This is a genomic window from Achromobacter sp. HNDS-1 (assembly GCF_040084795.1).
GTDB classification, from domain to species: Bacteria; Pseudomonadota; Gammaproteobacteria; order Burkholderiales; family Burkholderiaceae_B; genus Achromobacter; species Achromobacter ruhlandii.
Genome location: NZ_CP157584.1, coordinates 5,439,840 through 5,465,591 on the forward strand (window position 1 = coordinate 5,439,840; position 25,752 = coordinate 5,465,591).

At 70.1% G+C, this 25,752-nt stretch carries 22 protein-coding genes; 12 read left to right on the plus strand and 10 right to left on the minus strand.

Annotated features, from left to right (window positions below):
* Positions 1-8: 8 nt before the first annotated feature.
* Positions 9-464, minus strand: coding sequence for a MarR family transcriptional regulator (locus ABFG95_RS25185; protein WP_049074838.1), 456 nt, complete (start codon positions 462-464; stop codon positions 9-11).
* 257 nt (positions 465-721) lie between these two features.
* Between ABFG95_RS25185 and aceE the strand changes: the two genes are divergently transcribed.
* Positions 722-3,379 carry a pyruvate dehydrogenase (acetyl-transferring), homodimeric type gene (aceE, locus tag ABFG95_RS25190; RefSeq protein ID WP_175203396.1) on the plus strand — a complete coding sequence of 886 codons (2,658 nt, stop codon included), beginning with the start codon at positions 722-724 and terminating at the stop codon, positions 3,377-3,379.
* Positions 3,380-3,387: 8 nt separating this feature from the next.
* On the opposite strand, the gene ABFG95_RS25195 is transcribed toward aceE, so the two are convergent.
* Positions 3,388-4,011 carry a LysE family translocator gene (locus tag ABFG95_RS25195; protein WP_049074834.1) on the minus strand — a complete coding sequence of 208 codons (624 nt, stop codon included), beginning with the start codon at positions 4,009-4,011 and terminating at the stop codon, positions 3,388-3,390.
* Between the two features lie 262 nt (positions 4,012-4,273).
* Between ABFG95_RS25195 and gorA the strand changes: the two genes are divergently transcribed.
* Positions 4,274-5,632 (plus strand): glutathione-disulfide reductase, encoded by a 1,359-nt coding sequence (gene gorA / locus ABFG95_RS25200; RefSeq protein ID WP_348995029.1) that lies wholly within the window; start codon positions 4,274-4,276, stop codon positions 5,630-5,632.
* 61 nt (positions 5,633-5,693) lie between these two features.
* Here gorA and ABFG95_RS25205 read toward each other — a convergent pair whose 3' ends face one another.
* Positions 5,694-6,524 carry a DUF72 domain-containing protein gene (locus ABFG95_RS25205; protein WP_100505463.1) on the minus strand — a complete coding sequence of 277 codons (831 nt, stop codon included), beginning with the start codon at positions 6,522-6,524 and terminating at the stop codon, positions 5,694-5,696.
* Between the two features lie 306 nt (positions 6,525-6,830).
* On the opposite strand from ABFG95_RS25205, the gene ABFG95_RS25210 reads away from it, so the two are divergent.
* Positions 6,831-7,463, plus strand: coding sequence for a LysE family translocator (locus tag ABFG95_RS25210; protein ID WP_054503790.1), 633 nt, complete (start codon positions 6,831-6,833; stop codon positions 7,461-7,463).
* A 104-nt stretch (positions 7,464-7,567) separates the two neighbouring features.
* Here ABFG95_RS25210 and ABFG95_RS25215 read toward each other — a convergent pair whose 3' ends face one another.
* Complete coding sequence (locus tag ABFG95_RS25215) at positions 7,568-9,109, minus strand: PLP-dependent aminotransferase family protein (protein ID WP_348995030.1); 1,542 nt, start codon at positions 9,107-9,109, stop codon at positions 7,568-7,570.
* Between the two features lie 119 nt (positions 9,110-9,228).
* On the opposite strand from ABFG95_RS25215, the gene ABFG95_RS25220 reads away from it, so the two are divergent.
* Positions 9,229-9,963: a GNAT family protein gene (locus tag ABFG95_RS25220; protein WP_059269874.1), complete on the plus strand. Its 735-nt coding sequence runs from the start codon at positions 9,229-9,231 to the stop codon at positions 9,961-9,963.
* Positions 9,954-10,841, plus strand: coding sequence for a DMT family transporter (locus ABFG95_RS25225; RefSeq protein ID WP_348995031.1), 888 nt, complete (start codon positions 9,954-9,956; stop codon positions 10,839-10,841). The genes ABFG95_RS25220 and ABFG95_RS25225 overlap by 10 nt, the downstream gene beginning before the upstream one ends.
* Before the next feature lie 113 nt (positions 10,842-10,954).
* On the opposite strand, the gene ABFG95_RS25230 is transcribed toward ABFG95_RS25225, so the two are convergent.
* From ABFG95_RS25230 to ABFG95_RS25250, 5 genes are all read right to left on the minus strand, one after another.
* The gene (locus ABFG95_RS25230; RefSeq protein ID WP_348996062.1) at positions 10,955-11,842 is read right to left on the minus strand and encodes a DMT family transporter; all 888 of its coding nucleotides are present in this window, start codon (positions 11,840-11,842) and stop codon (positions 10,955-10,957) included.
* A 62-nt stretch (positions 11,843-11,904) separates the two neighbouring features.
* A complete protein-coding gene (locus tag ABFG95_RS25235; protein WP_049074821.1) occupies positions 11,905-12,240 on the minus strand; it encodes a thioredoxin family protein in 336 nt (111 codons plus the stop codon).
* 17 nt (positions 12,241-12,257) lie between these two features.
* Positions 12,258-13,529 (minus strand): Zn-dependent hydrolase, encoded by a 1,272-nt coding sequence (locus tag ABFG95_RS25240; RefSeq protein WP_348995032.1) that lies wholly within the window; start codon positions 13,527-13,529, stop codon positions 12,258-12,260.
* Positions 13,530-13,555: 26 nt separating this feature from the next.
* On the minus strand, positions 13,556-14,950 hold the full coding sequence (locus ABFG95_RS25245) for an MATE family efflux transporter (RefSeq protein WP_348995033.1): 1,395 nt from the start codon (positions 14,948-14,950) through the stop codon (positions 13,556-13,558).
* A 135-nt stretch (positions 14,951-15,085) separates the two neighbouring features.
* Positions 15,086-15,877, minus strand: a complete 792-nt coding sequence (locus ABFG95_RS25250; protein ID WP_348995034.1) for an enoyl-CoA hydratase/isomerase family protein — start codon at positions 15,875-15,877, stop codon at positions 15,086-15,088.
* 135 nt (positions 15,878-16,012) lie between these two features.
* Between ABFG95_RS25250 and ABFG95_RS25255 the strand changes: the two genes are divergently transcribed.
* Positions 16,013-16,924: an SDR family oxidoreductase gene (locus ABFG95_RS25255; protein WP_063580275.1), complete on the plus strand. Its 912-nt coding sequence runs from the start codon at positions 16,013-16,015 to the stop codon at positions 16,922-16,924.
* Here ABFG95_RS25255 and ABFG95_RS25260 read toward each other — a convergent pair.
* The gene (locus ABFG95_RS25260) at positions 16,888-17,613 is read right to left on the minus strand and encodes a TetR/AcrR family transcriptional regulator (RefSeq protein ID WP_049074811.1); all 726 of its coding nucleotides are present in this window, start codon (positions 17,611-17,613) and stop codon (positions 16,888-16,890) included. The two genes, ABFG95_RS25255 and ABFG95_RS25260, sit on opposite strands and share 37 nt — an antisense overlap.
* Positions 17,614-17,745: 132 nt before the next feature.
* Here ABFG95_RS25260 and ABFG95_RS25265 point away from each other — a divergent pair, with 132 nt between their 5' ends.
* From ABFG95_RS25265 to ABFG95_RS25290, 6 genes are all read left to right on the plus strand, one after another.
* The gene (locus tag ABFG95_RS25265; protein WP_348995035.1) at positions 17,746-19,368 is read left to right on the plus strand and encodes an acyl-CoA synthetase; all 1,623 of its coding nucleotides are present in this window, start codon (positions 17,746-17,748) and stop codon (positions 19,366-19,368) included.
* Between the two features lie 166 nt (positions 19,369-19,534).
* Positions 19,535-21,391, plus strand: coding sequence for a phosphoenolpyruvate carboxykinase (GTP) (locus ABFG95_RS25270; RefSeq protein WP_175145648.1), 1,857 nt, complete (start codon positions 19,535-19,537; stop codon positions 21,389-21,391).
* A 175-nt stretch (positions 21,392-21,566) separates the two neighbouring features.
* Positions 21,567-22,196, plus strand: a complete 630-nt coding sequence (locus ABFG95_RS25275; RefSeq protein WP_348995036.1) for a class I SAM-dependent methyltransferase — start codon at positions 21,567-21,569, stop codon at positions 22,194-22,196.
* A 918-nt stretch (positions 22,197-23,114) separates the two neighbouring features.
* Positions 23,115-23,903 carry an SDR family oxidoreductase gene (locus ABFG95_RS25280; RefSeq protein WP_059269883.1) on the plus strand — a complete coding sequence of 263 codons (789 nt, stop codon included), beginning with the start codon at positions 23,115-23,117 and terminating at the stop codon, positions 23,901-23,903.
* Between the two features lie 68 nt (positions 23,904-23,971).
* Positions 23,972-25,213, plus strand: a complete 1,242-nt coding sequence (locus ABFG95_RS25285) for a styrene monooxygenase/indole monooxygenase family protein (RefSeq protein WP_348995037.1) — start codon at positions 23,972-23,974, stop codon at positions 25,211-25,213.
* Positions 25,213-25,713, plus strand: coding sequence for a flavin reductase family protein (locus ABFG95_RS25290; RefSeq protein WP_348995038.1), 501 nt, complete (start codon positions 25,213-25,215; stop codon positions 25,711-25,713). Before ABFG95_RS25285 ends, ABFG95_RS25290 begins: the two co-directional genes overlap by 1 nt.
* Positions 25,714-25,752: the final 39 nt, after the last annotated feature.

The following is a 25,752-nucleotide window of genomic DNA, read 5'->3' on the forward strand; positions in this document are numbered from 1 at the left end:
CGGTCAGGTCAAGCCGGGGTTCTGGACAAGGCCCGCACATGGCGGGCGATCTGGCGGAACTGCTCGGCCATGGCGTCCTGCTGCGCCGGCGGCAGTTGCGACAGGAACAGTTCGTCAATGGCCGGGCCATACACCTTCCACATCTTGCGGCGCAGCGCCAGGCCTTCCGGCGTGATGCGGGCATAGGTGGCGCGGCGGTCCTCGTCGGAACGGAAGCGCTCGACCAGCCCGGCGGCCTCGATGCGGTCCATCAGGCGCGTCAGGTTGTAGCGCGCGATGACCATGCGCTCGGCCATCTCGAACATGCGCGCGGTGCCGTCGGGCGCGCGTTCCAGCGCCCACAGCGCGTCGTACCACGCCAGCGGCGGCAGGCCGGCGGCGGACAGTCGTTTTTCGATCTCTTCCACCACCAGCGCATGCGCGGTGAGAAAGAGGCTCCACGCGTCGGGCTTGCCCGTGGCCATGCGGTCGCTTCCTTTTCCAGGGATTTCGTTGTCCCGGATTGTAGAGGCCCGGCGGCCGCGGCGCGCGGCGGGCGGGCCGTCACGCGCATTCAAGCCGCGCGCGAGCCGCCATTTTCCTTAATAGTTGCACTTGCAATTGTTCGAAAACCTCCCTACGATTGCAATTGCACATTATGCAAATGCAATTCACGATGTGAAATGATGGCGCCGGCCTTTCCGTGTCCAGGCGCCGCTTGCGCACCACAAGGAGGATGCCCATGGAACCCGAGATCGACTGCGTCGACATCGACCCCGAAGAAACCAGCGAGTGGCTGGACGCGATGCAGGCGGTGCTGGCGCACGAAGGCCTGCCGCGCACGCACTACCTGCTGGACCGCCTGATCGAGCAGGACCGCGCCCGCAGCGGCGGCTATGCCGCGGCCGGCGTCACGCCCTACGTCAACACCATCGGCCTGCCGGCCCAGGCGCCGTTCCCCGGCGACACCCGCATCGAGGCGCGGCTGGATGCCTACCTGCGCTGGAACGCCATGGCCATGGTGCTGCGCGCCGGCAAGCATTCGGGCGTGGGCGGGCACATCGCCACCTACGCCTCGGCCACCACGCTGTACGAAACCGGCTACCGCCATTTCTTCCGCGCCGCCACGCCGGACTACCTGGGCGACATGCTCTACATCCAGGGCCATTCGGCGCCCGGCATCTACGCCCGCGCCTACCTGGAAGGGCGCCTGTCCGAAGCGGAGCTGGACCGCTTCCGCCGCGAGATCGGCGGCGGGCTGGCGTCGTATCCGCACCCGCGCACCATGCCCGGCTTCTGGCAGTTCCCGACCGTGTCGATGGGCCTGGGCCCGTTGATGGCGGCCTACCAGGCGCGCTACATGCGCTACCTGGAAGACCGCGGCCTGATCGCGGCGCAGGACCGGCGCGTGTGGGGCTTCCTGGGCGACGGCGAGCAGGACCAGCCCGAGACGCTGGCGGCCGTCGCCATGGCCGGCCGCGAAAAACTCGACAACCTGATCTTCGTGGTCAACTGCAACCTGCAGCGCCTGGACGGCCCGGTGCGCGGCAACGCCAAGATCATCCAGGAGCTGGAAAGCGTCTATCGCGGCGCCGGCTGGAACGTCATCAAGGTGATCTGGGGCGGCGGCTGGGACGCGTTGCTGGCGCAGGACCACGACGGCCGCCTGCGGCGCCGCATGATGGAATGCGTGGACGGCGAATACCAGGTCTTCAAGGCGCGCGGCGGGGCCTATGTGCGCGAACACTTCTTCGGCGCCGACCCGGTGCTGCTGGAACGTGTGGCGCACCTGAGCGACGAGGAGATCGGCGCGCTCAATCGCGGCGGCCACGATCCGGTCAAGATGCACGCCGCCTACGCCGCGGCGCTGGCGCATCGCGGCCAGCCCACGGTGATCCTGGCCAAGACGGTCAAGGGCTACGGCATGGGCGCGGCCGGCGAGGCCGCCAACACCAACCACCAGCAGAAGAAGATGGCCGACCCGGCGGTGCGCGCCTACCGCGACCGCTTCGACCTGCCGGTGCCGGACGAGCGCCTGGAGGAGATCCCTTACATCAAGCCGGAACCCGGCAGCCCCGAACAGGCCTACCTGGAAGCCGCCATCCGCCGCGCCGGCGGCCACCTGCCGCTGCGTCCGGCCGGCCCCGGCCCGCAGGCCACGCCGGGCCTGGAAGCCTTTGCCGCGCACCTGAAAGGCAGCGACGGCCGCGAATTCTCCACCACCATGGCGTTCGTGCGCATCCTGGCGCAGCTGCTCAAGGACCCGCAGATCGGGGCGCGCGTGGTGCCCATCGTGCCGGATGAATCGCGCACCTTCGGCATGGACGGCATGTTCCGCCAGGTCGGCATCTATTCACACGTGGGCCAGCTGTACACGCCGCAGGACGCCGACCAGCTCAGCGTCTACCGCGAGGACCGGCGCGGCCAGATCCTGCAGGAAGGCATCAACGAGTCGGGCGCCATGGCCTCGTGGATCGCCGCCGCCACCGCCTACAGCACCCACGGCGTGGCGACGATTCCGTTCTACATCTTCTATTCGATGTTCGGCTTCCAGCGCGTGGGCGACCTGGCCTGGGCGGCCGGCGACATCCGCGCGCGCGGCTTCCTGCTGGGCGCGACCTCGGGCCGCACCACGCTGGAAGGCGAGGGCCTGCAGCACGACGACGGCCACAGCCACGTGCTGGCCTCGGTGATCCCGTCGTGCATTGCCTACGACCCGGCCTATGCCTACGAGATCGCCGTGATCGTGCAGGATGGCATGCGCCGCATGTACCAGGAGGAAGAAGACATCTTCTACTACCTGACGCTGATCAACGAGAAGACCGCGCATCCGCCGATGCCGGAAGGCGCCCAGGCCGGCATCCTCAAGGGCATGTACCGGCTGCGCGAGGGCGCGCCGGGCGAGCTGCGCGCGCAACTGCTGGGCAGCGGCGCCATCCTGGGCGAGACCCTGGCCGCCGCCGACCTGCTGCAACAGGACTTCGGCGTGGCGGCCGACGTCTGGAGCGTCACCAGCTATTCCGAGCTGCGCCGCGATGGCCAGGAGACCGAGCGCTGGAATCGCCTGCATCCGCTGGACGCGGCGCGCCAGGGCTTCGTCCAGACGAGCCTGGCCGATACGCGGGGGCCGGTGATCGCGGCCACCGACTACATGAAGACGGTGGCCGAGCAGATCCGGCCTTTCGTGGGGCGCCGTTATGTGACGCTGGGCACCGACGGCTTCGGCCGCTCGGACACGCGCCAGGCGCTGCGGGCGTTCTTCGAGGTGGACCGGCACCATATCGTGCTGGCCACGCTCAAGGCCTTGGCGGACGAGGGCGCATTGCCGGCCGAGCGGGCGGCCGAGGCGATCCGGCGTTACGGCCTGGATCCGGAAGCGGCGTCGGCGGCCTTGCCTTGAAGTAGGTGTCAGGCGCGGCGTGCCAGCAGTGCCCAGACTCCGGCGGCCGACAACAGCGCGCCGCCGCCCAGGTTGAAGCCGCGCTGCGCGCGCGGCGATGCCAGCAGGCGGCGCGCCGAGCCGGCGAACAGCGCGTAGGCGGTGGCGTTGATGCCGGCGCAGGTCACGAAAGTGGCCGACAGCATCCACAGCTGGCGCGTGACGTCGCCGGCCGGGTCGATGAACTGCGGCAGGAAGGCCACGAAGAAGATGATGCCCTTGGGGTTCAGCGCCGTCACCAGGTAGGTGTTGGCGAACAGTTTCCAGCGCGATCCGGCCGCGCCGGCCTGCGGCAGCGTGGCGGGCGAAACGCCGGCGCGCAGCAGCTTGAAGCCCAGGTACAGCAGGTACAGGCCGCCCACGGTCTTGACCACGGTGAACCAGAAGGCCGACGCCGACAGCAGCGCGCCCAGGCCCAGCAGCGACAGCGCCAGGGCGGTGGAGTCGCCCAGCGCCACCGCCAGCACCAACGGCAGGCGGGCGCGCTTGCCATGGGTCAGGGAATAGCTGATGACGGTCAGGATGGTGGGGCCGGGCAGCATCAGCAGCAGGGCGGATGCGCCGAGGAAGGCCAGCCAGGTTTCAAGCGACATCGGGACGACTCCAGGGAGAGGGAGGGGCGGCGACCGCGCCCCGGGCGATTACTGTAGCCCAAGGTGGCGCGCGCCAGGGAGGATTGCGGCCGCCCGAGCGGGCGCGTCTGCGCAACGTGGGCCCGCTTCCGGCGCTGCCCCACCGGCCGGCGACCGCCGGTTGGCCGTGGGGGCAAGCCGGCGGTCGCCGGCGCACTGGTGCAAAATAGCGCTTCTCCCGACAGTGAACGCGTCCCGGCAGCGGGACGGCGAAGGAAACACCATGGCATTCGATTTCGACCTGTTTGTGATCGGCGCGGGCTCCGGCGGCGTGCGCGCGGCCCGCTTCGCGGCCGGCTTCGGCGCGCGCGTGGCGGTGGCCGAAAGCCGCTACCTGGGCGGCACCTGCGTCAACGTGGGCTGCGTGCCCAAGAAGCTGCTGGTCTACGGCGCGCACTACAGCGAGGACTTCGAGCAGGCCCACGGCTTCGGCTGGAGCGTGGACGAACCCCGCTTCGACTGGCCCACGCTGATCGCCAACAAGAACCGCGAGATCGAGCGTCTTAATGGCATTTACCGCAACTTGCTGGTCAATAGCGGCGTGACGCTGCTGGAAGCCCACGCCCGCATCAAGGATCCGCACACGGTCGAGGTGGACGGCAAGTCCCACACCGCCGCGCATATCCTGGTGGCCACCGGCGGCTGGCCGCAGGTGCCGGACATCCCCGGCAAGGAACACGCCATCACCTCGAACGAGGCCTTCTTCCTGAAGACGCTGCCGCGCCGCGTGCTGGTGGTGGGCGGCGGCTACATCGCGGTCGAATTCGCCTCCATCTTCAACGGCATGGGCGCCCAGACCACCCAGGTCTACCGCGGCCCGCTGTTCCTGCGCGGCTTCGACCAGGCGGTGCGCGAGCACCTGCGCGATGAGCTGGTCAAGAAGGGCATCGACCTGAAGTTCGACGCCGACGTGGCGCGCATCGACAAGCGCGCCGACGGCACCCTGGCCGCCACCCTCAAGGACGGCAGCGTGATCGAGACCGATTGCGTGTTCTACGCCACCGGCCGCCGCCCGATGCTGGACAACCTGGGCCTGGAGAACACCGGCGTCAAGCTCGACGAGAAGGGCTTCATCGCGGTGGACGACGAATACCGCACCAGCGAGCCGTCGATCCTGGCGCTGGGCGACGTCATCGGCCGCGTGCCGCTGACGCCGGTGGCGCTGGCCGAGGGCATGGCGGTGGCGCGCCGCCTGTTCCGCCCCGAGGAATACCGCAAGGTCGACTACAAGCTGATCCCGACCGCCGTGTTCAGCCTGCCCAACATCGGCACCGTCGGCATGACGACCGAAGAGGCGCGCGCCGCCGGCCACAGGATCAAGCTGTTCGAAAGCCGCTTCCGCCCCATGAAGCTGACGCTGACCGAATCGCAGGAAAAGACCCTGATGAAGCTGATCGTCGACGCCGAGACCGACAAGGTGCTGGGCGTGCACATGGTCGGCCCCGAGGCCGGCGAGATCGTGCAGGGCATCGCCATCGCGCTCAAGGCCGGCGCCACCAAGCGCGTGTTCGACGACACCATCGGCATCCACCCGACCGCGGCCGAAGAGTTCGTGACGCTGCGCACGCCGGTCGCCGATTGAGGCGGTTGCCGGCCCTCTCCCGGGGGCGGCCTTGCCGCCAAAGGCCAGGCCGGCGCGTCGGCTACAGTCGTTCGATCATGGCGCGCGCTGCCGCCGGCGCGCGTTCCTTGGCGCCATTGATGAAAAACGCGAACACATCGCGCGGGTGCGTCGCGCCAGCGGGCTTGCGCGGGTCCACCCGCGGCAGGTCGGCCGGGTCGCCGCCGCGCGCCCAGGTGCGTAGCCGGTCGGCCCACGCATCGAGCACCTTGGGCGCATAGCCGGCCTTGAAGGCGGTGCTGGCCCGCATCAGCCGGGCATAGACGAAATCGGCGCTGCGATCGGCCAGCGACGGGAAGTCCTCGCTGTCGGTGTAGACCGTGGCCACGCCGTGGCGCCGCGCCAGGTCCAGGTAGGCCTGGCAGGCGAAACTGGCGTGACGCACGTCCATCACGTGGCGCAGCGGCAGGCCGTCGACCTGGTCCGGCAGCAGCGCCAGGAAGGCGCCGAAGTCCCCGGCGTCGAACGCCTTGGTGGGCGCGAACTGCCACACGATCGGCCCCAGCTTGGGACCCAGTTCGGCGATGCCGCCGTGCACGAAGCGGTGCACGGATTCGCCGGCGCCGGCCAGTTCGCGGCGGTTGGTGGCGTAGCGCGAGGCCTTGAGCGAGAACACGAAATCATCGGGCGTCTCGTCGCGCCATTTGGCGAAGGTGGCCGGCTTCTGGCTGCTGTAATAGGTGCCGTTGATCTCGATGGCGGTGAGCTGCCGGCTGGCGTATTCAAGCTCGCGCGCGTGCGGCAGGCCTTCCGGGTAAAAGGGGCCGCGCCACGGCGCGTAGGTCCAGCCGCCGACGCCGACGCGGATGGCGCCGGCGCGGGCGGCGGACGAAGACGATGATCGTGGCGGCATGGGCGGATCCTCCCTGGATCGAGTCGACATTCAACGGCGCCGCCCGCGCCTCCTGCGGGCGGGGCAATCCGATCACTGTATCCCGGTCCAGCCGCCGCTCCCATCCGGCCACATTTAAAAGTGGCGCGGTTGTTGTATCCCGGCGGCGTGGTCGTTGAACGCGGCCGTCGCCGCCGGCGCGCCCAGGCCTGCGGCGGGCGCGCAACACGCGCGCCGCGGCCGCAAAAAACCCCGCTGTTCCGATACAGATTTCAGATAACGTGATGCATCATCCCGCCACTACCGACCGGCGCGCGCCGGCGCATCATGCCTGACATCGCCAATCTCCTGACGTTCGCCCTGGTCGCCCTGGGCATGGTGCTCACGCCCGGGCCCAACATGATCTACCTGGTGTCGCGCTCGATTTCGCAGGGGCCCAAGGCCGGCCTGATTTCGCTGTCCGGGGTGGCGGTGGGTTTCATCTTCTACGTGCTGTGCGCGGCCTTCGGCCTGACCGTGCTGCTGATGTCGGTGCCCTATGCCTACGACGCGCTGCGCTTCGGCGGCGCGCTATACCTGCTGTACCTGGCCTGGCAGGCGGTGCGTCCGGGCGGCCGCTCGCCGTTCCAGGTGCGCGAGCTGCCGGCCAGCAGCCCGCGCACGCTGTTCACGATGGGGCTGGTGACCAACCTGCTCAATCCCAAGATCGCCGTGCTGTACGTGTCGCTGCTGCCGCAATTCATCCAGCCCGACCATGGCAGCGTGTTCACCCAGTCGATCGCGCTGGGGCTGACGCAGGTGGCCATCAGCCTGTCGGTCAACGCGGTCATCGCCATCATGGCCGGGTCCATTGCCGGTTTCCTGGCCGGCCGGCCGCTGTGGATGGTGATCCAGCGCTGGCTGATGGGCACGGTGCTGGCCGGCCTGGCCGTGCGCATGGCGCTCGATTCGCGCCGCTGATGCGGGGCGCCGCGGCGCCACGCCTGGCCGCGCCCGGTCGACGGATCGCGGCACGATGCGTGCCGCCGGCCTGGGGGCGAATCCGCAATGCCGCCGGCCACGATTCAGGTCCGCAGCGTCGCGGCCAGCTTGCCCAGTTGCCGGACCAGCGCCGGGAAGCGGTCGGCGCTGGTGTTGCCGTAGCCGATCACCAGGCCGTTGTCCTGCGGTTGCGGGTTGATGGCGAAGGTCGATAGCGCGTTGGGGTTCATGCCCAGCCGGCGCGCCTGTTCGACGATGGCGCGGTCGGGCACGTCCGGCGGCAGCCGCACCGTCAGATGCAGGCCGCTGTGGCCGCCCAGCACCTCGTGATCGATGCCCAGGTGCCGCGCCAGCGCGTCGCGCAGGGCGGCCTGGCGGTCGCGGTACAGCCGCCGCATGCGGCCCAGGTGGCGCGAGAATTGGCCATTTTCGATGAAGGCGGCCATGGTCAGCTGTTCCAGCCGGTGCCCGCCGCGCAGCATTTCCGTGATCGACGGCATCGCCGGCCCGGCGATGGACTGCGGCAGCACCAGGAAGCCGAGCCGCAGCGCGGGGAACATGGTCTTGCTGAAGGTCCCCACGTACAGCACCGGCGCGTCCGGCAGCAGGCCCTGCATGGCGGCGATCGGCTCGCCCTGGTGGCGGAATTCGCTGTCGTAGTCGTCCTCGATGATCCAGGCGCCGGCGCGGCGCGCCCGCTCCAGCAGGTCGAGGCGGCGCGCCAGCGACAGCACGGCGCCGGTGGGGTATTGGTGCGTCGGCGTGGTCTGGATCAGGCGCGGCGGCCGGATGCGCCAGTCTTCGTCGGTGATGGCGACGCCGTCGGCGTCGACCCGCATCGCCACCACGTTCAGGTCGCCCGCGTGGAAGGCCGACTTGGCGCCCCGGTAGCCGGGTTCCTCCAGCCAGGCGGTGTCGCCGGGATTGGTCAGCAGTTGCACGCACAGCGCCAGCGCGCCCTGCGCGCCTTCCGTGATGACGATGCGCGAGGCGTCGCAGTGAACCCCGCGCGACACCCGCAGATATTGGGCGATGGCTTCGCGCAGCGCCGGTTCGCCCACCGGCGGGCCGTAGCCCAGCGTGGCGGCGGGAGCGGCCTGCAGCGCCCGGTCCTGGGCCCGGCGCCAGGCATTGATGGGAAACTGGGTCAGCGCCGGCGTGCCGGGCGTGAGCGGCAGCGAGCCGTCGTTGGGGGCGCGCGTCGAGACGATGCGCGACAGCCGCGTGGCGGTGCGCAAGGCCGGCGCGTCGGCTGCGCCCGACTGTCCGGCCGCTTGCGCGGCGGCTTGTCGCACGGCCTGCCGGGCGGCGCTGGCGGCGGCGGCCGACAACGGCGCCACGCGGGTGCCCTGGCGGTCGGCGATGACGTAGCCTTCGGCGGTCAACTGTTCGTAGGCGATCAGCACCGTGTTACGCGAGATGTCCAGCTCGTCGGCCAGCACGCGCGAGGCTGGCAGCTTGCCGCCAGCGGGCAGCTGCCCCGCCAGGATGGCCTGCTTGAGCCGCTGGATCAGCTGGCGTTGACGCGGCGGGGCGCCCGGCCCGCGCGCCAGCGGACTGGAGAGCAGGGCGGCTTGGTCGGTCATGGCTCTATTAAATTCAGGAATCGTGGTGCTTTTTATCATGCCACGGTTTGGCTATCGTGGGAGCATGCCAGGGCCTGTCACGACGAAAAACCCTGGCAGCCGGCCGCCCCGGCGGCGCTTTCCCCAACCCGCTTGCCACCAGGATGAGGCCTCGCAGCATGCAACCCCGCGTCAACGCATTCGAACAACCCATCGGCGCCGACCTGTCCGGCTGGACACCGCGTCCGCGACCGCCGCTGGCCCCCGCGCAGGGCCGCTACTGCCGCCTCGAACCGCTGTCGGCCGAGCGCCACGCGGCGGACCTGTACGCCGCCTTCAGCCAGGCGCCCGACGGCCGCGACTGGACCTACATGAGCGTCGGCCCCTTTGCGGACGCCGCCGCCTACCGCCAGTTCGCCGAGCAGGCGCAGGCCCATGCCGCCAGCGACCCGATGCATCATGCCGTCATCGACCTGGCCAGCGGCCGCGCGATCGGCTCGCTGTCGCTGATGCGCATTGACCCGGCCAGCGGCGTGATCGAAGTCGGCTTCGTGGCATTTTCGCCGTTGCTCAAGCGCACCCGCATCGCCACCGAGGCGCAGTTCCTGTTGATGCGCCGCGCCTTCGACGAGCTGGGCTACCGCCGCTACGAATGGAAATGCGACAGCCTGAACGCGCCGTCGCGCGCCGCCGCCGCGCGGCTGGGTTTCCAGTTTGAAGGCATCTTCCGCCAGGCCACGGTCTACAAGGGCCGCAGCCGCGACACCGCCTGGTTCTCGATCATCGACAGTGAATGGCCGGCGTTGCGCGCCGCCTACGAAAGCTGGCTCGATCCCGCCAACTTCGACGCCGAAGGCCGTCAGCGCCAGGGCCTGACGGACCTGATCGCCCGGGAAAAGGCCGCGTGCGCCTGATCCCGGTTGCGCTGGCGCTGTTCTGGGGCCTGAACTGGCCGGCGGTCAAGATCGTGCTGTCGATCTGCCCGCCGTTCACCCTGCGGCTGCTGGGACTGGGCAGCGGCGCCGCGCTGCTGCTGATCCTGGCGCGCGCCAAGGGATTGGCGCTGTTGCCGCCGCGCGCCTCGTGGCGGGGCATCGTCATCGGCGGCATCCTGGCCGTGGCGGTGTTCAACCTGGCGGTGGCCTGGGCCCAGCTCAGCACCAGCACCTCGCGGGCCGCGGTGCTGACCTTCACCATGCCGATGATGTCGGCGCTGCTGGCCTGGGCCGTGCTGGGCGAACGGCTGGACCGCCGCCGCGGCCTGGCGCTGCTGTTGGGCGGGCTGGGCGTGGCGGTGCTGGCCTGGCCGGTGCTGCGCGCCATCTTCGCCGATCACGACCTGGCCGCCGCGCGCGGCCTGGCGTTTCCGCTCACCGCCGCCTTCGGGTGGGCCGCCGGCACGGTCTACCTGAAGCGCTGGCCGGTGATGGGGCACCGCATCGTGGTGACGGCATGGCAACTGGCGGTGGGCGCGGCCTGCGCGCTGGCCGGCATGCTGCTGGCGGGCGAGACCTTTCCAACGCAGGGCTGGAGCCCGCGGGTGGCGGCGGCGCTGACGTTCCACATCGTGCTGGGCACGGCGGTGGCGTATTGGCTGTGGTTCGTGCTGAGCGAACGGGTCAGCGCCACGGTGGCGGCCCTGACCACGCTGATGGTGCCGGTGGTCGGCGTGCTGGGCGCGATGGCGCTGGTGGGCGATCGCCCCGCCGTGGCCGACTGGTGGGGCTTCGCGCTGGTGCTGGCGGGGGCGGCGCTGATCGTCTTGAACCTGGGCGGCCAGCGCCGGGCCTGAAGGGCCGGCACCCCGAACGCGCGCCGGTCATGGCAATGGCCGGCGCGCCAGGCGCCGGGTCAGCCCGTGACCCGGCCCACGCCTGTCACTCCACTACGGCCACCCCGCGCCGTTCAGGCGCGCCGGCCGCGCCGCAGCTTCTCGCGCAGCAGGCCGGCGCCGCTCACCAGCGAGATGCCGGCCAGCACCATCAGCGCGCCCATGACGAAGGCGCCGTCCAGCGGCTCGTCCAGGATCAGCACGCCGAACGACACCCCGAACAGCGGCGTCATGAACGACAGGATCGACAGGCGCGAGGCCAGATAGCGCCGCAGCAGCCAGAACCAGGCCAGGTAGCTCGACAACGCCACCACCACCGACTGGAACGCCACGCTCAGCATCGCCGACGGGGTGTAGCGGATGCTGGCGTTGCCGGTGGCCGCGGCATAGACCAGCAGCACCAGCGCGGCGATCGCCATCTGGTAGAACAGCGTCTTGGACGGCGCCGCTTCCGACAGCGCGGTGCGGCGGATCGCCACCGTGGTGGCGCCCCACAGCAGCCCGCCCAGCAGTCCGAGGCTGTCGCCCAGCAGCATGTTGCTGGCGGCCGCGGCCTGCGGCTGGCCGTTGCCCAGGAAGGCCACGGCGATGCCGCCGAAGGCCACCGCCACGCCCAGCCATTGCAGCGGCGCCATGCGTTCTTCAGGAACGCGCCAGTGCAGGCCCAGCGCGGTGAAGATCGGCGCGGTGTACAGGAACACCGACATGTGCGAGGCCGTGGTGTAGACCAGTCCCTGCGCGATCGCCAGGAACTCGACGCCGAACAGCAGGCCCACCAGCACGCCCGCGCCCAGCGTGCCATCGCGCAGCGCGCGCGAGCCTTCGGCGCGCCACACCACCGCGCCCAGCACCAGCGCCGCGAAGGTCGAGCGCAGGCCGACCTGCATGATGGGCGAGATGTCGGCGGCCACCAGCTTGATGGCGATCTGCTGGAAGCCCCAGCAGACGCACAGCAGCAGCATCACGCCGGTGGCCAGCGAGTCCAGCGGACGGCGGGCAGGGGCCGGGAGGGCGGCGACGGCGCTCACGGCAGTTCGGCCGGGTAGCTGTCCAGCGCCAGTCCGATCTGCTGGCGCAGATCCCATTCGGCCAGACTGGCCTGCACCGGGCCGAAGAAGGCGCCGTCGCGCGTGACGAACATGGCCGGCAGGTGAAAGACCTCGTAGCGTTCGACCAGGCCGCCGTTCTCGCCCGCATCGACCCAGCACACGCGTTCCACCGGCAGGTCCAGCTTGGGCAACTGTTCGCGCGCGATGCGGCAAGTGCCGCAGGTGCGGCTGTGGAACACCAGCAGCGTCAGGCCGGGGGTGTCCAGCAGGTAGCGGTCGGCGGTGCTGTCGTTCAGTTCTATCTGTTCCATGGCGGCATCAGGGTGGGTTATCGGGACAGCCGGCGATCCAGTTCCAGCACGGTCTGGTACAGCACGCGGGTGCCGTCCAGCAACTGCGCCGGCTCGATCCACTCCTCGGGGCAGTGGCTGCGTCCGTTCAGGCAGGGGATGAAGATCATGCCGATGGGGCCGGTGGGCGCCATGTAGACGGCGTCGTGGCCGGCGCCGCTGGGCAGGCGCATACTGGCGTAGCCGAGCTGGTCGGCGGCGGCCTGCACCGCGTCCATCACCAGGGGCGTGCAGTCGGTGGGTTGGGCCCGGCTCAACTGGACGAAGCCGGCGGTCAGGCGCAGCGCCTTCAGGTCGGCGGCCACACCGGCCATCAGCGTTTCGGGGAAGGCGTCCAGCACGGCGTTGCTGTCGCTGCGCATTTCCAGCGTCAGCTCGACGCGGCCGGGCACGGCGTTGGCGGCGTTGGGCGTCATGGCGAGCTTGCCGACGGTGGCGACCACGTAGTGCGGGTTGCCGCTGGCGGCGCTGGCCTGGCGGCTGGCGGCATCGATGATGCGGGCCGCGCCGACCAGCGCGTCGCGGCGGATGTCCATGGGCGTGGTGCCGGCGTGATCGGGCTGGCCTTTCACCGTGATCAGCACGCGGCGGATGCCGACGATGTTGGTGACCACGCCGATGGGCAGCTGGCGGCTTTCCAGCACGGGGCCTTGCTCGATGTGCAGTTCGACGAAGGCGGCGGTGCCGTCCGGGCCGCGCAGGGGCGCGGTCAGCGCGCTGGGATCGCCGCCGATGCGGGCGATGCCCTGCGCCAGCGTCTCGCCGTCGGCGTTGCGCGCGGCCAGCATGTCGGCGCTCAACTGGCCGCTCAGGGCGCGGCTGCCGACGCAGGAGATGCCGTAGTCGCTGGGTTCTTCCGACAGGAAGTCGATGACCTCGAACGGGTGCTCCAGTTCGATGCCGTGTTCCCGCATCGTGTGGGCGACCTCGATGCCGGCCAGGACCCCGATGATGCCGTCAAAGCGGCCGCCGCTCATCACGGTGTCGCAGTGCGAGCCGGTGGCAATGGGCTTGCGGTGCGCGTTGCGGCCGGCGCGGGTGCCGATCAGGTTGCCGCCGGCGTCCAGGCGGGTGGCCAGGCCAGCGGCCTCGAATTCACCGCGCAGCCACTCGCGCGCTTGCAGGAACAGCGGCGAAAAGGCGCGGCGGGTCCAGGGTTGGTCGGGCAGGGTGTAGCGCGACAGGGTCTCGACGCGCGACCACAGGCGTTCGGCGTTCAACGGGGGGAAAACGGGCAAGGCGGTGGGCATGGACGTTCCAGAAAATGCATCGCCGATTATGGCATGTGGGACACGCGCCGCCCCACCAGCCCCAGCCCCGTGCGCCGGCTCCAGCGCTGCATCATCAGCACCGCCACCACCGCCAGGCCGATGGCCAGCCCGCTCCAGATGCCGACGCCGCGCCAGCCGGCCCGGAACGCCAGCCAGGCGCCGCACGGCAAACCCACGCCCCAATAGCCGATGGCCGCGTAGATCATCGGCACGCGCGTGTCGTGCAGGCCACGCAGCATGCCCGCGCCCAGCACCTGCGCGCCGTCGACGATCTGGAACACCGCCGCCACCGCCAGGTAGCTGACCGCGAAGGCCTGCACCTTGGCGTTGGCCGGGTCGTGCACGTCCATGAACACCGACACCAGCGTGTACGGCGCCGTCACCATCAGCGCCGCGGCGATCACCATCGAGCCGATGCCCAGGCCGAAGGCGCTCCAGCCGGCGCGCGTCACGCCCACGCCGTCGCCCGCGCCCTGGGCGTAGCCGACCCGCACCGTGGCCGCCTGCGCCACGCCGTAGGGAATCATGAAGGTCACGCTGGCGATCTGGATGGCGATGGCATGCGCCGCCAGTTCGGCCTCGCCCAGCCAGCCGATGAGGAAAGCGGCGGCGTTGAAGATGGTGACCTCGAAGGCGGTTGCGACGGCGATCGGCAGGCCCAGTTTCCAGAAGGCGCGCAAGCGCTGCCAATCGGGTTGCAGCAGGTCGCCGAACAACCGGTAGCGGCGAAAGCGCCGGTCACGCAGCACCACCACGACCATGCCCACGAACAGCGACAGGCTGGCCAGGGCGCTGGCCACGCCCGCGCCGATCAAACCCATGGCGGGAAAGCCGAGATTGCCAAACACCAGCACCCAATTGCCAAACACATTGAACAGGATCGCGCCCACCGCCACGATGAAGGCCCAGCGCGGCTGCTGCAGCGCGGCCACGAACGAGCGCAGCACCAGGAAACCCAGGAACGGCGGCATGGCCCACAGCAGCGCGCGCAGGTACTGGCCGGCCGGCGCGGCCAGCTCGGGCGGTTGGCGCAGCAACAGCAGGATGTGTTCGCCGAACCACAGCGCCAGGCAGCCCGGCACCGAGATCAGCAGCGCGCTCCAGAACCCCTGGCGCACCGTGCGGCGCACTTCCCGCACCGAGTTGCGGCGCGCGCCCTCGGCACGCGCCGCCATGGGCGCGGTGGCGCTGACCAGGCCGAGTGCGAAGAAAGCAATCGCCGAATACAGGTTGGCGCCCAGCGCGCTGGCTGCCAGCGCTTGCGAGCCCAGGTGGCCGATGAACATCACATCGGTCACCGTCATTGCGATCTGCGCCAGGTTGGTCAGCACCAGCGGCAGGCTCAGCAGCAGGGTGGCGACGATTTCACGTTTCCAGGCGGCGCGGCGTAGGGCGGGCATGCGGCTTCTCTTGTGGACGAAGTCCGCATCTTAAACGTCGTTCCGGGTTAACCCGGATATTCCCCTGGCCTGGGCGGGGCATCTTGCTTGCCATGTTCGCCGCGGCGCGGACGCGCCGCACCGCCTCGCCTTGCCTCAGGACGCGCGCCAGGCCGGCCGGCGCTTTTCCAGGAACGCGCTGACGCCTTCCCGCGCTTCATCCGACGCACGCACCGCCGCGATGCGTTCGACCGAATCGGCCACCAGCGCGTCATCCAGCGGCCGGCCGGCAAAGTCGCGCACCAGCCGCTTGCTGGCCTGCACTGCCTGTGGGCCGTTGTCGCACAGCGCGCGGCAGACGGCGTCGGCTTCGTCCTGCAGCCGCGCCAGCGGCACGACGCCATGCAACAGCCCCATGCGGTACGCGGCGGCGGTGTCGAAGCGTTCGGCGGTCAGGAAGTAACGATTGGCGGCGCGTTCGCCCATGGCGCGGATCACGTAGGGGCTGATGGTGGCCGGCAGCAGCCCCAGGCGCGTTTCCGACAGGCAGAACTGCGCGTGATCGGCGGCGATGGCGACGTCGCAGGCCGCCACCAGGCCCATGCCGCCCGCATAGGCGTCGCCGTTGACCGCCGCCACCACGGGTTTGGGGCAGGACCAGATGGCGCGCAGCATCCGCGCCAGGCGGTCGGCGTCGGCGCGATTGTCGGCGTCGGTCAGCGTGGCCATCCTGCGCATCCAGTTCAGGTCGCCGCCCGCGCAGAACGCCTTGCCCGCGCCGGTCAGCAGCAGCACCCGCACGGCCGGGTCGTCCGCCGCCTCGCGCACCGCCGTGGTCAGCGCCGCGATCAGCGTCTCGTCGAAGGCATTGCGCATGTCCGGGCGGTTCAGCGTCAGGCGGGCGACGGGGCCGTCGCGGTCCACCAGCAGCGGGGTCGGCGTGCTCATGCGGGTCTCCGAATTATTGATAAAGACTCAACTAATAGCCCGAAACCATGCATTGTTTCCATAGGGTTATACGCCTACCTTGCGTGCTTTTCGTCAAGTAATTGAGTTATCCTCAAAAAAACAATGGAGCGAGACATGAACCCATCCCCCGACGGCGCCGCCGCGGCGGCGCGCTACGCGTCGGTCTTCCGGCCGGGCCTGTTCGACGGCAAGACCGTCATGGTCACCGGCGGCGGCAGCGGCCTGGGGCGCTGCACCGCGCACGAGCTGGCTTCGCTCGGCGCGCGCCTGGCGCTGGTGGGCCGCAAGCCGGAAAAACTGGAGGCCGCGCGCGATGAACTGGCGCGCATCTACCCCGAGGCCGCCGACCGCATCACGCTGCACGCCTGCGACATCCGCGGCGAAACCGGCGTGCGCGGCGCGGTGGCCGACGCGCTGGCCGCGCATGGCGCCATCGACGGCCTGTTCAACTGCGCCGGGGGCCAGTTTCCGGCGCCGCTGGAGCAGATCAGCTTCAATGGCTGGAACGCGGTGGTGCAGAACAACCTGCACGGCACGTTCCTGATGGCGCGCGAGGTCTACACCCAGCACATGCGCCAGCATGGCGGCGCCATCGTCAACATGCTGGCCGACATCTGGGGCGGCATGCCCGGCATGGGTCATTCCGGCGCGGCCCGCGCCGGCGTCTGGAACCTGACCGAAACGGCGGCCTGCGAATGGGCCCACGCCGGCGTGCGGGTGAACGCGGTGGCGCCGGGCTGGATCGCCTCCAGCGGCATGGACAGCTACGACGAGGACTACCGCGCGGTGCTGCGCGGCCTGGCCGCGAAGGTGCCGTTGCAGCGCTTCGGCACCGAGGCCGAGCTGGCGGCGGCGGTGGTGTTCCTGCTGTCGCCGGCGGCGGCCTTCATCAACGGCAGCGTCATCCGCGTGGATGGCGGCGTGCCCAACGCGCGCCATTCCTGGACGCTGGCGCCGGCCGCGCGCGGCGAGACCTACGACGGCTTTCCTCAGTACGCGCCGCCGTCCTTGTTCTCGGCGGACTGAAGCCGATGCAGGGCGTCTTGCACCTCGCCCCGGAATCGCGCCAGCGCCAGCGCGTCGCGGCGCGGCGGCTGCAGCGCCTGCCACAGGAAGTCGACCAGCTGGTCGGCGGTGGCCGCCACGTCGACCCGCGTTCCGCGCAGGATGGCGTCCCACAGCACGTGTTCCATCGGGCCATAGATGGCCGAGCGCAGCAGGCGCAGCGGCATGTCCTGGCGGATGTGGCCGTCGGCCTGGCCTTGCGCGAGGATGCGCATCAGCGGCGCGGTGTAGCGCCGCTGCAGGCCGGCGTAGATCTCGCCGAAATCGTCGTTGCGGGCCCGGCCTTCGGACAGGATGAAGGCGCACAGCCCGGTGCCCTCGGCCAGCAGGTGACGCAGGTGCGCATGCACCAGGTAGTGCAGTTGGGCCCGCGCGCCCTGCACGTGCGGCAGGTAGTCCTCGACCTTGGCGATGATCTCGTCGTACCAGTCGCTGATGACGCGCACGCACAGCTCGCGCTTGCCGCCGAAGTAGGTGAACACCGTGCCCTCGGACACGCCCAGCCGCTGCGCGATCTCGGTGGTGGTGGCGGCCTGGAAGCCGGCCTCGGAAAACACCTGCCGCGCGACCCGCAGGATGTCCCGTATCCGTTGCTCGGACTTGGCGCTGGCCGGCGGGCGGCGCATCGGGACGGCGGCGGTTTTTTCCATGGGGGCGGCGGGGCGATGGGAAGTGGCCAGGGCTTACTATCATAACGACCCGCGGCGCCGCGCCTCAAAGCCCCCGCCACGAATACAAAAGAACAGCGAACACAAGAACCGCGACACGGAGACCCGAGCATCATGCTGTCCAGAACCGAAACCTACGCGCAGTTGGCGTCTTCCTTCCAATGGCGCGTGCCGGCGGCCTACAACATCGGCGTGGACGCCTGCGACAAGTGGGCCGACGGCAGCGGCCGGCTGGCGCTGATCCACGAGAAAAGCGACGGCAGCCAGACGCGCTACAGCTTCGACGACATCAAGGCGCGCGCCAACCAGCTGGCCAACGCGCTGCGGCGCCAGGGCGTGCGGCGCGGCGACCGGGTGGCGGTGTACCTGCCGCAGGCGCCCGAGACCGCCGTGACCCACATCGCCGTGTACAAGCTGGGTGCGGTGGCGGTGCCGCTGTTCACCTTGTTCGGCGTCGACGCGATCCAGTACCGGCTGGCCGACAGCGGCGCCGCCGCGCTGGTCACCGACGCCGAGGGCTGCCGCCGCCTGCGCGAGATCCGCGCCACGCTGCCGGCCCTGCGGACGGTCTATTGCATCGACGGCCCGGGCGAGGGCGGGGCGCTGCCGTTTCACGCCTCGCTCGACGCCGAATCCGCGCAGTTCGAAGCCGAACCCACCGCGGCCGACGACCCGGCCGTCATCATCTACACGTCGGGCACCACCGGCAAGCCCAAGGGCGCGCTGCACGCCCACCGCGTGCTGCTCGGCCACCTGCCGGGCGTGGAGATGTCGCACGAATTCTTTCCCGAGCACGCCACGCTGATGTGGACGCCGGCCGACTGGGCCTGGATCGGCGGCCTGCTGGACGTGCTGCTGCCGGCCTGGCACCACGGCGTGCCGGTGCTGGCGCGGCGCTTCGAGAAATTCGACGGCGCCGCGGCCTTCGACCTGATGGCGCGCCATGGCGTCACGCACACCTTCCTGCCGCCCACCGCGCTCAAGATGATGCGTGGCGTAGCCCATCCGCCGGCGCCGGGCGCGCTGGCGCTGCGCTCGGTGGCCAGCGGCGGCGAATCGCTCGGCGCCGAACTCATCGACTGGGGCCGCCGGGTGCTGGGCGTGACCATCAACGAGTTCTACGGCCAGACCGAATGCAACATGCTGGTGTCGTCGTGCTCATCCCTGTTCGCGCCGCGCATCGGCAGCATTGGCCGCGCCGCGCCCGGCCACCGGGTCGCCATCGTGGACGAGCAGGGCGCCGAAATGGCCGATGGGCAGGAAGGCAATATCGGCGTATTGCGGCCCGATCCGGTGATGTTCCTGGGCTACTGGAACAACCCGCAGGCCACCGCCGAGAAATTCGCCGGCGATTACCTGCTGACCGGCGACATGGGCGTGCGCGACGCCGACGGCTTCGTCCGCTTCGTCGGCCGCAACGACGACGTCATCACCAGCGCCGGCTACCGCATCGGCCCCGGGCCGATCGAGGACTGCCTGCTGGGCCACCCCGCGGTGCGCATGGCCGCCGTGGTGGGCGTGCCCGACGCCGAGCGCACCGAGGTGGTGATGGCCTACGTGGTGCTGCACGACGGCGTGGCCGGCGACGAGGCGCTGGTCAAGACCTTGCAGGCGCACGTGCGCAACCGCCTGGCGGCCCATGAATATCCGCGCCGCATCCGCTTTGTAACGAGTTTGCCGACCACCGCCACCGGCAAGATCATCCGCCGTTCCCTGCGCGACGGCAGCTATGCCTGAGTCCTGGCGGCGCGGCGAAAACCGGGTGACAAACCCGGTGACAAACTCGTCCGTTTGGTCGGGTTGACGGCCTGCCCGGCGCTGCAAGTATGATGGCGCAAACATGTATACGGCCCCAGTCAAACGGGGCCGTATCGCCATTAGCCTTAGTATGGAGATAACCCTGATGAATAAACCCTTGGACGGGGGCCTGGCGGCCTTGAACGTACCCGCGTACGTCAAGCATCGCGGCCTGATCGACTGGGTCGCCAGCGTCGTGGCGCTGGCCAAGCCGGACCGCGTCGAATGGTGCGATGGTTCGCAGGAAGAATACGACCGCCTCTGCGAACAGATGGTCCAGGCCGGCACCATGCGCCGCCTCAACCCGGCCAAGCGGCCCAATTCCTTCCTGGCCTGTTCCGACCCGTCGGACGTGGCGCGCGTCGAAGACCGCACCTTCATCTGCTCCGACCGTCCCGAGGACGCGGGCCCGACCAACAACTGGGCCGACCCGGCCGAAATGCGCGCCACGCTCAACGGCCTGTTCGACGGCGCCATGCGCGGCCGCACGCTGTACGTGGTGCCGTTCTCGATGGGTCCGCTGGGTTCGGACATCGCCCACATCGGCGTCGAACTGTCGGACAGCCCGTATGTCGCGGTCAACATGCGCATCATGACGCGCATGGGCAAGCAGGTCTACGACGTGCTCGGCGCCGACGGCGACTTCGTGCCGTGCGTGCACTCGGTCGGCAAGCCGCTGGCCGCCGGCGAGGCCGACGTGGCCTGGCCCTGCAACGCCACCAAGTACATCGTTCACTTCCCCAAGAGCCGCGAGATCTGGAGCTTCGGCTCGGGCTACGGCGGCAATGCGCTGCTGGGCAAGAAGTGCTTCGCGCTGCGCATCGCCTCCACCATGGGCCGCGACCAGGGCTGGCTGGCCGAACACATGCTGATCCTGGGCGTGACCTCGCCCAAGGGCCGCAAGTACCACGTCGCCGCCGCGTTCCCGTCGGCCTGCGGCAAGACCAACTTCGCCATGCTGATCCCGCCGCAGGGCATGGACGGCTGGAAGGTCACCACCATCGGCGACGACATCGCCTGGATCAAGCCGGGCGCCGACGGCCGCCTGCACGCCATCAACCCCGAGGCCGGCTATTTCGGCGTGGCCCCGGGCACCAGCGAGCAGACCAACTTCAACGCCATGGCCACGCTCAAGGCCAACGTCATCTTCACCAACGTCGCCCTGACCGACGACGGCGACGTCTGGTGGGAAGGCATGACCGACACGCCGCCGGCGCACCTGATCGACTGGCAGGGCCAGGACTGGACCCCGGCCATCGCCCGCGAAACCGGCCGCAAGGCCGCCCACCCCAACGCGCGCTTCACCGCCCCGGCGGCGCAGTGCCCCTCGATCGACCCCGAGTGGGAAAACCCGCAGGGCGTGGTGATCGACGCCTTCATCTTCGGCGGCCGCCGCTCCACCACCGTGCCGCTGGTGACCGAGGCGCGCAACTGGGTCGAAGGCGTCTACATGGCCGCCACCATGGGCTCGGAAACCACCGCCGCCGCCGTCGGCCAGCAGGGCGTGGTGCGGCGCGATCCGTTCGCCATGCTGCCGTTCTGCGGCTACAACATGAGCGACTACTTCACGCACTGGCTCAAGCTGGGCAAGCAGCTCGAAGCCGCCGGCGCCACGCTGCCGCGCATCTACTGCGTCAACTGGTTCCGCAAGGGCCCCGACGGCAAGTTCGTCTGGCCCGGCTTCGGCGAGAACATGCGCGTGCTGCGCTGGATGCTGGGCCGCATCGACGGCCAGGCCGGCGGCGTCGACCAGGTGTTCGGCATCTCGCCCAGCTACCAGGACATCGACTGGACCGGCCTGGAATTCAGCCCCGACAAGTTCGAACAGGTCATGTCGGTCGACGACGGCGCCTGGCGCGACGAACTGGCGCTGCACGACGAGCTGTTCGGCCAGCTGGCCCAGGGCCTGCCCGACGACCTGCCCGCCGCCAAGGCCCGGATCGAAGGCCGTCTGGCCGCCTGAGCCTGCCGTGCCGAGGGCGGCCGCAGGTCAGCCGCCCGCGTCTGCGCCGGTCGCGCTGATATCGGCCGCGCCTAAGCCGGCCACGCCTCAGCCGGCCGCACCTCAGCCGGTCGCGCCCGACCCCAAACCCGCGCAGGGTGACGTGCGCGGGTTTTTTTTACGGCACAATCGTTCCATGCACCTCGACGCCGAAGACCTCGCCAAGATCACCGAACTGACCCTGGCCCACTACGAAGAAAGCGCCCAGTCTTTCGAGGCCGGCACGCGCGACCACGACGTCAGCCAGAACATCGCCGCGCTGCTGCGCCATATCGACGGCGAGCCGCCCTACGACATCCTCGACCTCGGCTGCGGCCCCGGCCGCGACCTCAAGACCTTCGCCGCCCTTGGCCACCGCCCCGTCGGCCTGGACGGCACCCCCAGCTTCGTCGCCATGGCCCGCGCCGCCAGCGGCCGCGAAGTCTGGCACCAGGACTTCCTACGCCTGCAACTGCCCGCCGCCCGCTTCGACGGCATCTTCGCCAACGCCGTCCTGTTCCACGTCCCCACCCAGGAACTGCCCCGCGTCCTGCGCGACCTGCGCGCCACCCTCAAACCCGGCGGCGTCCTCTTCAGCTCCAACCCCCGCGGCGGCAACCAGGAAGGCTGGAACCGCGGCCGCTACGGCGCCTACCACGACCTGGACGGCTGGCGCACCCTGCTGCAAGCCGCGGGCTTCGAAGAGCTCGAACACTACTACCGCCCCGACGGCCTCCCTCGCGACCAACAACCCTGGCTCGCCAGTGTATGGAGAAGGGCGGACTGACCGCACGACGCGATACACGCGTCACCTTCCGCTCCCCGCATCGGTGAAATGGCCAACCTCTCTCTATCTCCCAGCAAGTTGCGGAAGATGGATATGCATCGATCACCGGCGCGCAGCGCATTCGCCACCCCCTCAAACTCCTGGACGCCAATCTCGGCCGCCCGCGCGGCCAAGATTGGCAGCCCTGAAAGTTCCCTTCCCCGACCACAGGTCTAGCAGCGCGACAGACCAAGACGCACGTAGCCCCTCGGGCGGGCGCAGTCGGTGGCGGGCAACCTCGATGCGCCCGAGGGAATCTGAAGGCAGTCGCCGCAGGCGACAACGAAGATGACAACGGGGCAGTCCGGAGCGAACGCTCCGGACCGCAATCGTGGGCGCCCGCCACCGACTGCGCCCGCCCGAGGGGCAGCCTACGAAGCAGAGCCGGCCTACGAAGCAGAGCCGGCCTACGAAGCAGAGCCGGCCTACGAAGCAGAGCCGGCCTACGAAGCAGAGCCGGCCTACGAAGCAGAGCCGGCCTACGAAGCAGAGCCGGCCTACGAAGCAGAGCCGGCCTACGAAGCAGAGCCGGCCTACGAAGCAGAGCCGGCCTACGAAGCAGAGCCGGCCTACGAAGCAGAGCCGGCCTACGAAGCAGAGCCGGCCTACGAAGCAGAGCCGGCCTACGAAGCAGAGCCGGCCTACGCAGCAGAGCCAGCCTACGAAGCCCATCACCCTGACTACCCCTTCCCCAGGCGAACAAAGCAAAGCAAAAACCGGATACCCACCGCAGCCACCGGCCATCCCCCCCTGACGGCCATCAACCCCGCCCGCAATACCCGCACTCCCCGGATACCCACCGCCAAATCCGGCTACCCCCCAGCAAGCGCCCAGCCGCAACATCCGCCTCACGATCTCAGCAATCCAGGAGGCAAGCAAATGAAGGGACTGGCCCACAAAACCGCCATCGTCACCGGCGGCGCCACGCTGATCGGCGCCGGCGTCGTCGCCGCGCTGCGCGCCAACGGCGTGCGCGTCGCCATCTTCGACATCGACGCCGACGGCGCCGCCCGCGTCGCCGCCACCGACCCCGACGGCATCCGCGCCTGGCCGATCGACATCACCGACGACGCCCAGCTGGCCCGCGCCGTCGCCGAGGTTGCCGCCCACTTCGGCCGCATCGATTACCTGGTCAACCTCGCCGCCACCTACCTCGACGACGGCGCCGCCTCCGGCCGCGCCGACTGGCTGCGCGCTCTGGACATCAACGTCGTCAGCGCCGTCATGGCCGCCCGCGCCGTGCACCCGCACCTGGTGGCCGCCGGCGGCGGCGCCATCGTCAACTTCACCAGCATCTCGTCGCGCGTCGCGCAGACCGGCCGCTGGCTCTATCCGGTCTCCAAGGCCGCCTTGCTGCAGGTCACCCGCAGCCTGGCGATGGACTACGCCGGCGACCGCATCCGCGTCAATTCGGTCTCGCCCGGCTGGACCTGGTCGCGCGTGATGGACGAACTGACCCAGGGCGACCGCGCCAAGACCGACCGCGTCGCCGCCGACTTCCACCTGCTGGGCCGCGCCGGCGATCCGGCCGAGGTGGCCGAGGTGGTCGCCTTCCTGCTGTCGGACCACGCCAGCTTCGTCACCGGCGCCGACTACGCCGTCGACGGCGGCTATTCCGCCATGGGCCCCGAACAGGCCCGTCCCGCCATCCCGCGCCTGGCCGAATAAGGCCGGCCTTACCGCCCATCGGCCCGCCAGGCACCCGGCGGACCCGCACACCAAACAGGAGAAGCATCATGCGTCGAATCGCGATCGTCGGAGGCGGGCAGGCCGGCCTGCCGTTGGCACTGGGCCTGCTGGACAAGGGCTACGAGGTGACCGTGGTCACCAACCGCGCGCCCGATGACATCCGCCGCGGCAAGGTCATGTCCAGCCAGTGCATGTTCGACGCCTCGCTGCAGATCGAACGCGACCTGGGCCTGAACCAGTGGGAAGCCGACTGTCCGCCGGTCGAAGGCATCGGCCTGGCCGTGCCGCACCCCGAGCGCCCCGGCCACAAGCTGATCGACTGGGCCGCGCGCCTGGATCGCCCGGCGCAGGCGGTGGACCAGCGCATCAAGATGCCGGCCTGGATGGAATTGTTCGCCGCCCGCGGCGGCCGCCTGCTGATCCAGGATGGCGGCGTGGCCGAACTGGAGCTGCTGGCCGCCTCGCATGACCTGGTGCTGCTGGCCGCCGGCAAGGGCGATGTGGTCAAGCTGTTCGAGCGCGACACGGCGCGCTCGCGCTTCGACCAGCCGCAGCGCGCGCTGGCCTTGACCTACGTGCACGGCATGCGCCCGGCGCCGGTGTTCTCGCGGGTCGCCTTCAACCTGATTCCCGGCGTCGGCGAGTACTTCGTGTTTCCTGCGCTGACCCTCAGCGGCCCCTGCGAAATCATGGTGTTCGAAGGCGTGCCGGGCGGCCCGATGGACTGCTGGCGCGACATCAAGACGCCGCAGGACCATCTGGCCAGGAGCCTGGACATCCTGCGCACCTTCCTGCCCTGGGAGGCCGAGCGCTGCGCGGCCGTCGAGCTGACCGACGCCAACGGCATCCTGGCCGGCAGCTTCGCGCCCACGGTGCGCAAGCCGGTCATGACCCTGCCTTCTGGCCGCCTGGTGTTCGGCCTGGGCGACGCCGTGGTCACCAACGACCCCATCACCGGCCAGGGCTCGAACAACGCCACCAAGGCCTGCGCCGTCTACCTGGAGGCGATCCTGGCGCGCGGCGACCAGCCCTTCACCGCCGACTGGATGCGGCAGACCTTCGAGCGCTTCTGGGACTACGCCAGCGCCGTGGTCGACTGGACCAACTCGATGCTGCTGCCGCCGCCGCCGCACTTGCTGCAACTGCTGCAGGCCGCCGGCGACGCGCCCGCGCTGGCCAGCGCCGTCGCCAACGGCTTCAACCATCCGCCCAACTTCTTCCCGTGGTGGACCGACGCCACCGCCTGCGAGGCCTTCATCGCCGCCAAATCCACCCGGGCGGCGGCGTGATGGCGGCCCTGGACTGGGGCAGCACCGACCTGCATCCGAAGGTCCTGCGCGGCGTGCTGGGCAGCTACCCGACCGGCGTGGCCATCGTCGCCACGCGCTGTCCGGACGGCCGCAAGGTCGGGCTGACCATCAACTCCTTCGCCTCGCTGTCGCTCGATCCGCCGCTGGTGCTGTGGAGCCTGGTGAACCGCTCGCCCAACCTGGCCGCATTCCGCGACTGCGACCACTTCACCATCAGCGTGCTGGCCCGCGGCCAGGAGGCGCTGGCGCGGCGCTTCGCCGATCCGGCGGTGCCCGACAAGTTCGAAGGCGCCGAGCTGCAGGAGGTGCCCGAGGGCGTGCCCGCCATCGCCGGCGCCGTGGCCACGCTGGTCTGCGCCAACGACCAGCAGAGTCCGGCTGGCGACCACCTGCTGCTGTTCGGCCGGGTGCTGCGCGTGGCCAGCGTGTCGGCCACGCCGCTGGTGTTTCACGCGGGACGCTTCACCGCGCTGACGTAGCGGGGCGGCGCGCCGGTCCGTGCCCGCATCGGGCAGCGC

What these genes read in the sequence shown, in the direction of transcription:
- ABFG95_RS25290 (WP_348995038.1), top strand. Translation starts at nt 25,213, where the DNA reads ATGGCGGCCCTGGACTGGGGCAGCACCGACCTGCATCCGAAGGTCCTG.
- gorA (WP_348995029.1), top strand. Translation starts at nt 4,274, where the DNA reads ATGGCATTCGATTTCGACCTGTTTGTGATCGGCGCGGGCTCCGGCGGC.
- ABFG95_RS25275 (WP_348995036.1), top strand. Translation starts at nt 21,567, where the DNA reads ATGCACCTCGACGCCGAAGACCTCGCCAAGATCACCGAACTGACCCTG.
- ABFG95_RS25250 (WP_348995034.1), bottom strand. Translation starts at nt 15,877, where the DNA reads ATGAGCACGCCGACCCCGCTGCTGGTGGACCGCGACGGCCCCGTCGCC.
- ABFG95_RS25265 (WP_348995035.1), top strand. Translation starts at nt 17,746, where the DNA reads ATGCTGTCCAGAACCGAAACCTACGCGCAGTTGGCGTCTTCCTTCCAA.
- ABFG95_RS25195 (WP_049074834.1), bottom strand. Translation starts at nt 4,011, where the DNA reads ATGTCGCTTGAAACCTGGCTGGCCTTCCTCGGCGCATCCGCCCTGCTG.
- ABFG95_RS25210 (WP_054503790.1), top strand. Translation starts at nt 6,831, where the DNA reads ATGCCTGACATCGCCAATCTCCTGACGTTCGCCCTGGTCGCCCTGGGC.
- ABFG95_RS25270 (WP_175145648.1), top strand. Translation starts at nt 19,535, where the DNA reads ATGAATAAACCCTTGGACGGGGGCCTGGCGGCCTTGAACGTACCCGCG.
- ABFG95_RS25245 (WP_348995033.1), bottom strand. Translation starts at nt 14,950, where the DNA reads ATGCCCGCCCTACGCCGCGCCGCCTGGAAACGTGAAATCGTCGCCACC.
- ABFG95_RS25285 (WP_348995037.1), top strand. Translation starts at nt 23,972, where the DNA reads ATGCGTCGAATCGCGATCGTCGGAGGCGGGCAGGCCGGCCTGCCGTTG.
- ABFG95_RS25220 (WP_059269874.1), top strand. Translation starts at nt 9,229, where the DNA reads ATGCAACCCCGCGTCAACGCATTCGAACAACCCATCGGCGCCGACCTG.
- ABFG95_RS25280 (WP_059269883.1), top strand. Translation starts at nt 23,115, where the DNA reads ATGAAGGGACTGGCCCACAAAACCGCCATCGTCACCGGCGGCGCCACG.
- ABFG95_RS25240 (WP_348995032.1), bottom strand. Translation starts at nt 13,529, where the DNA reads ATGCCCACCGCCTTGCCCGTTTTCCCCCCGTTGAACGCCGAACGCCTG.
- ABFG95_RS25235 (WP_049074821.1), bottom strand. Translation starts at nt 12,240, where the DNA reads ATGGAACAGATAGAACTGAACGACAGCACCGCCGACCGCTACCTGCTG.
- ABFG95_RS25185 (WP_049074838.1), bottom strand. Translation starts at nt 464, where the DNA reads ATGGCCACGGGCAAGCCCGACGCGTGGAGCCTCTTTCTCACCGCGCAT.
- ABFG95_RS25205 (WP_100505463.1), bottom strand. Translation starts at nt 6,524, where the DNA reads ATGCCGCCACGATCATCGTCTTCGTCCGCCGCCCGCGCCGGCGCCATC.
- ABFG95_RS25215 (WP_348995030.1), bottom strand. Translation starts at nt 9,109, where the DNA reads ATGATAAAAAGCACCACGATTCCTGAATTTAATAGAGCCATGACCGAC.
- aceE (WP_175203396.1), top strand. Translation starts at nt 722, where the DNA reads ATGGAACCCGAGATCGACTGCGTCGACATCGACCCCGAAGAAACCAGC.
- ABFG95_RS25230 (WP_348996062.1), bottom strand. Translation starts at nt 11,842, where the DNA reads ATGCTGCTGCTGTGCGTCTGCTGGGGCTTCCAGCAGATCGCCATCAAG.
- ABFG95_RS25260 (WP_049074811.1), bottom strand. Translation starts at nt 17,613, where the DNA reads ATGGAAAAAACCGCCGCCGTCCCGATGCGCCGCCCGCCGGCCAGCGCC.
- ABFG95_RS25255 (WP_063580275.1), top strand. Translation starts at nt 16,013, where the DNA reads ATGAACCCATCCCCCGACGGCGCCGCCGCGGCGGCGCGCTACGCGTCG.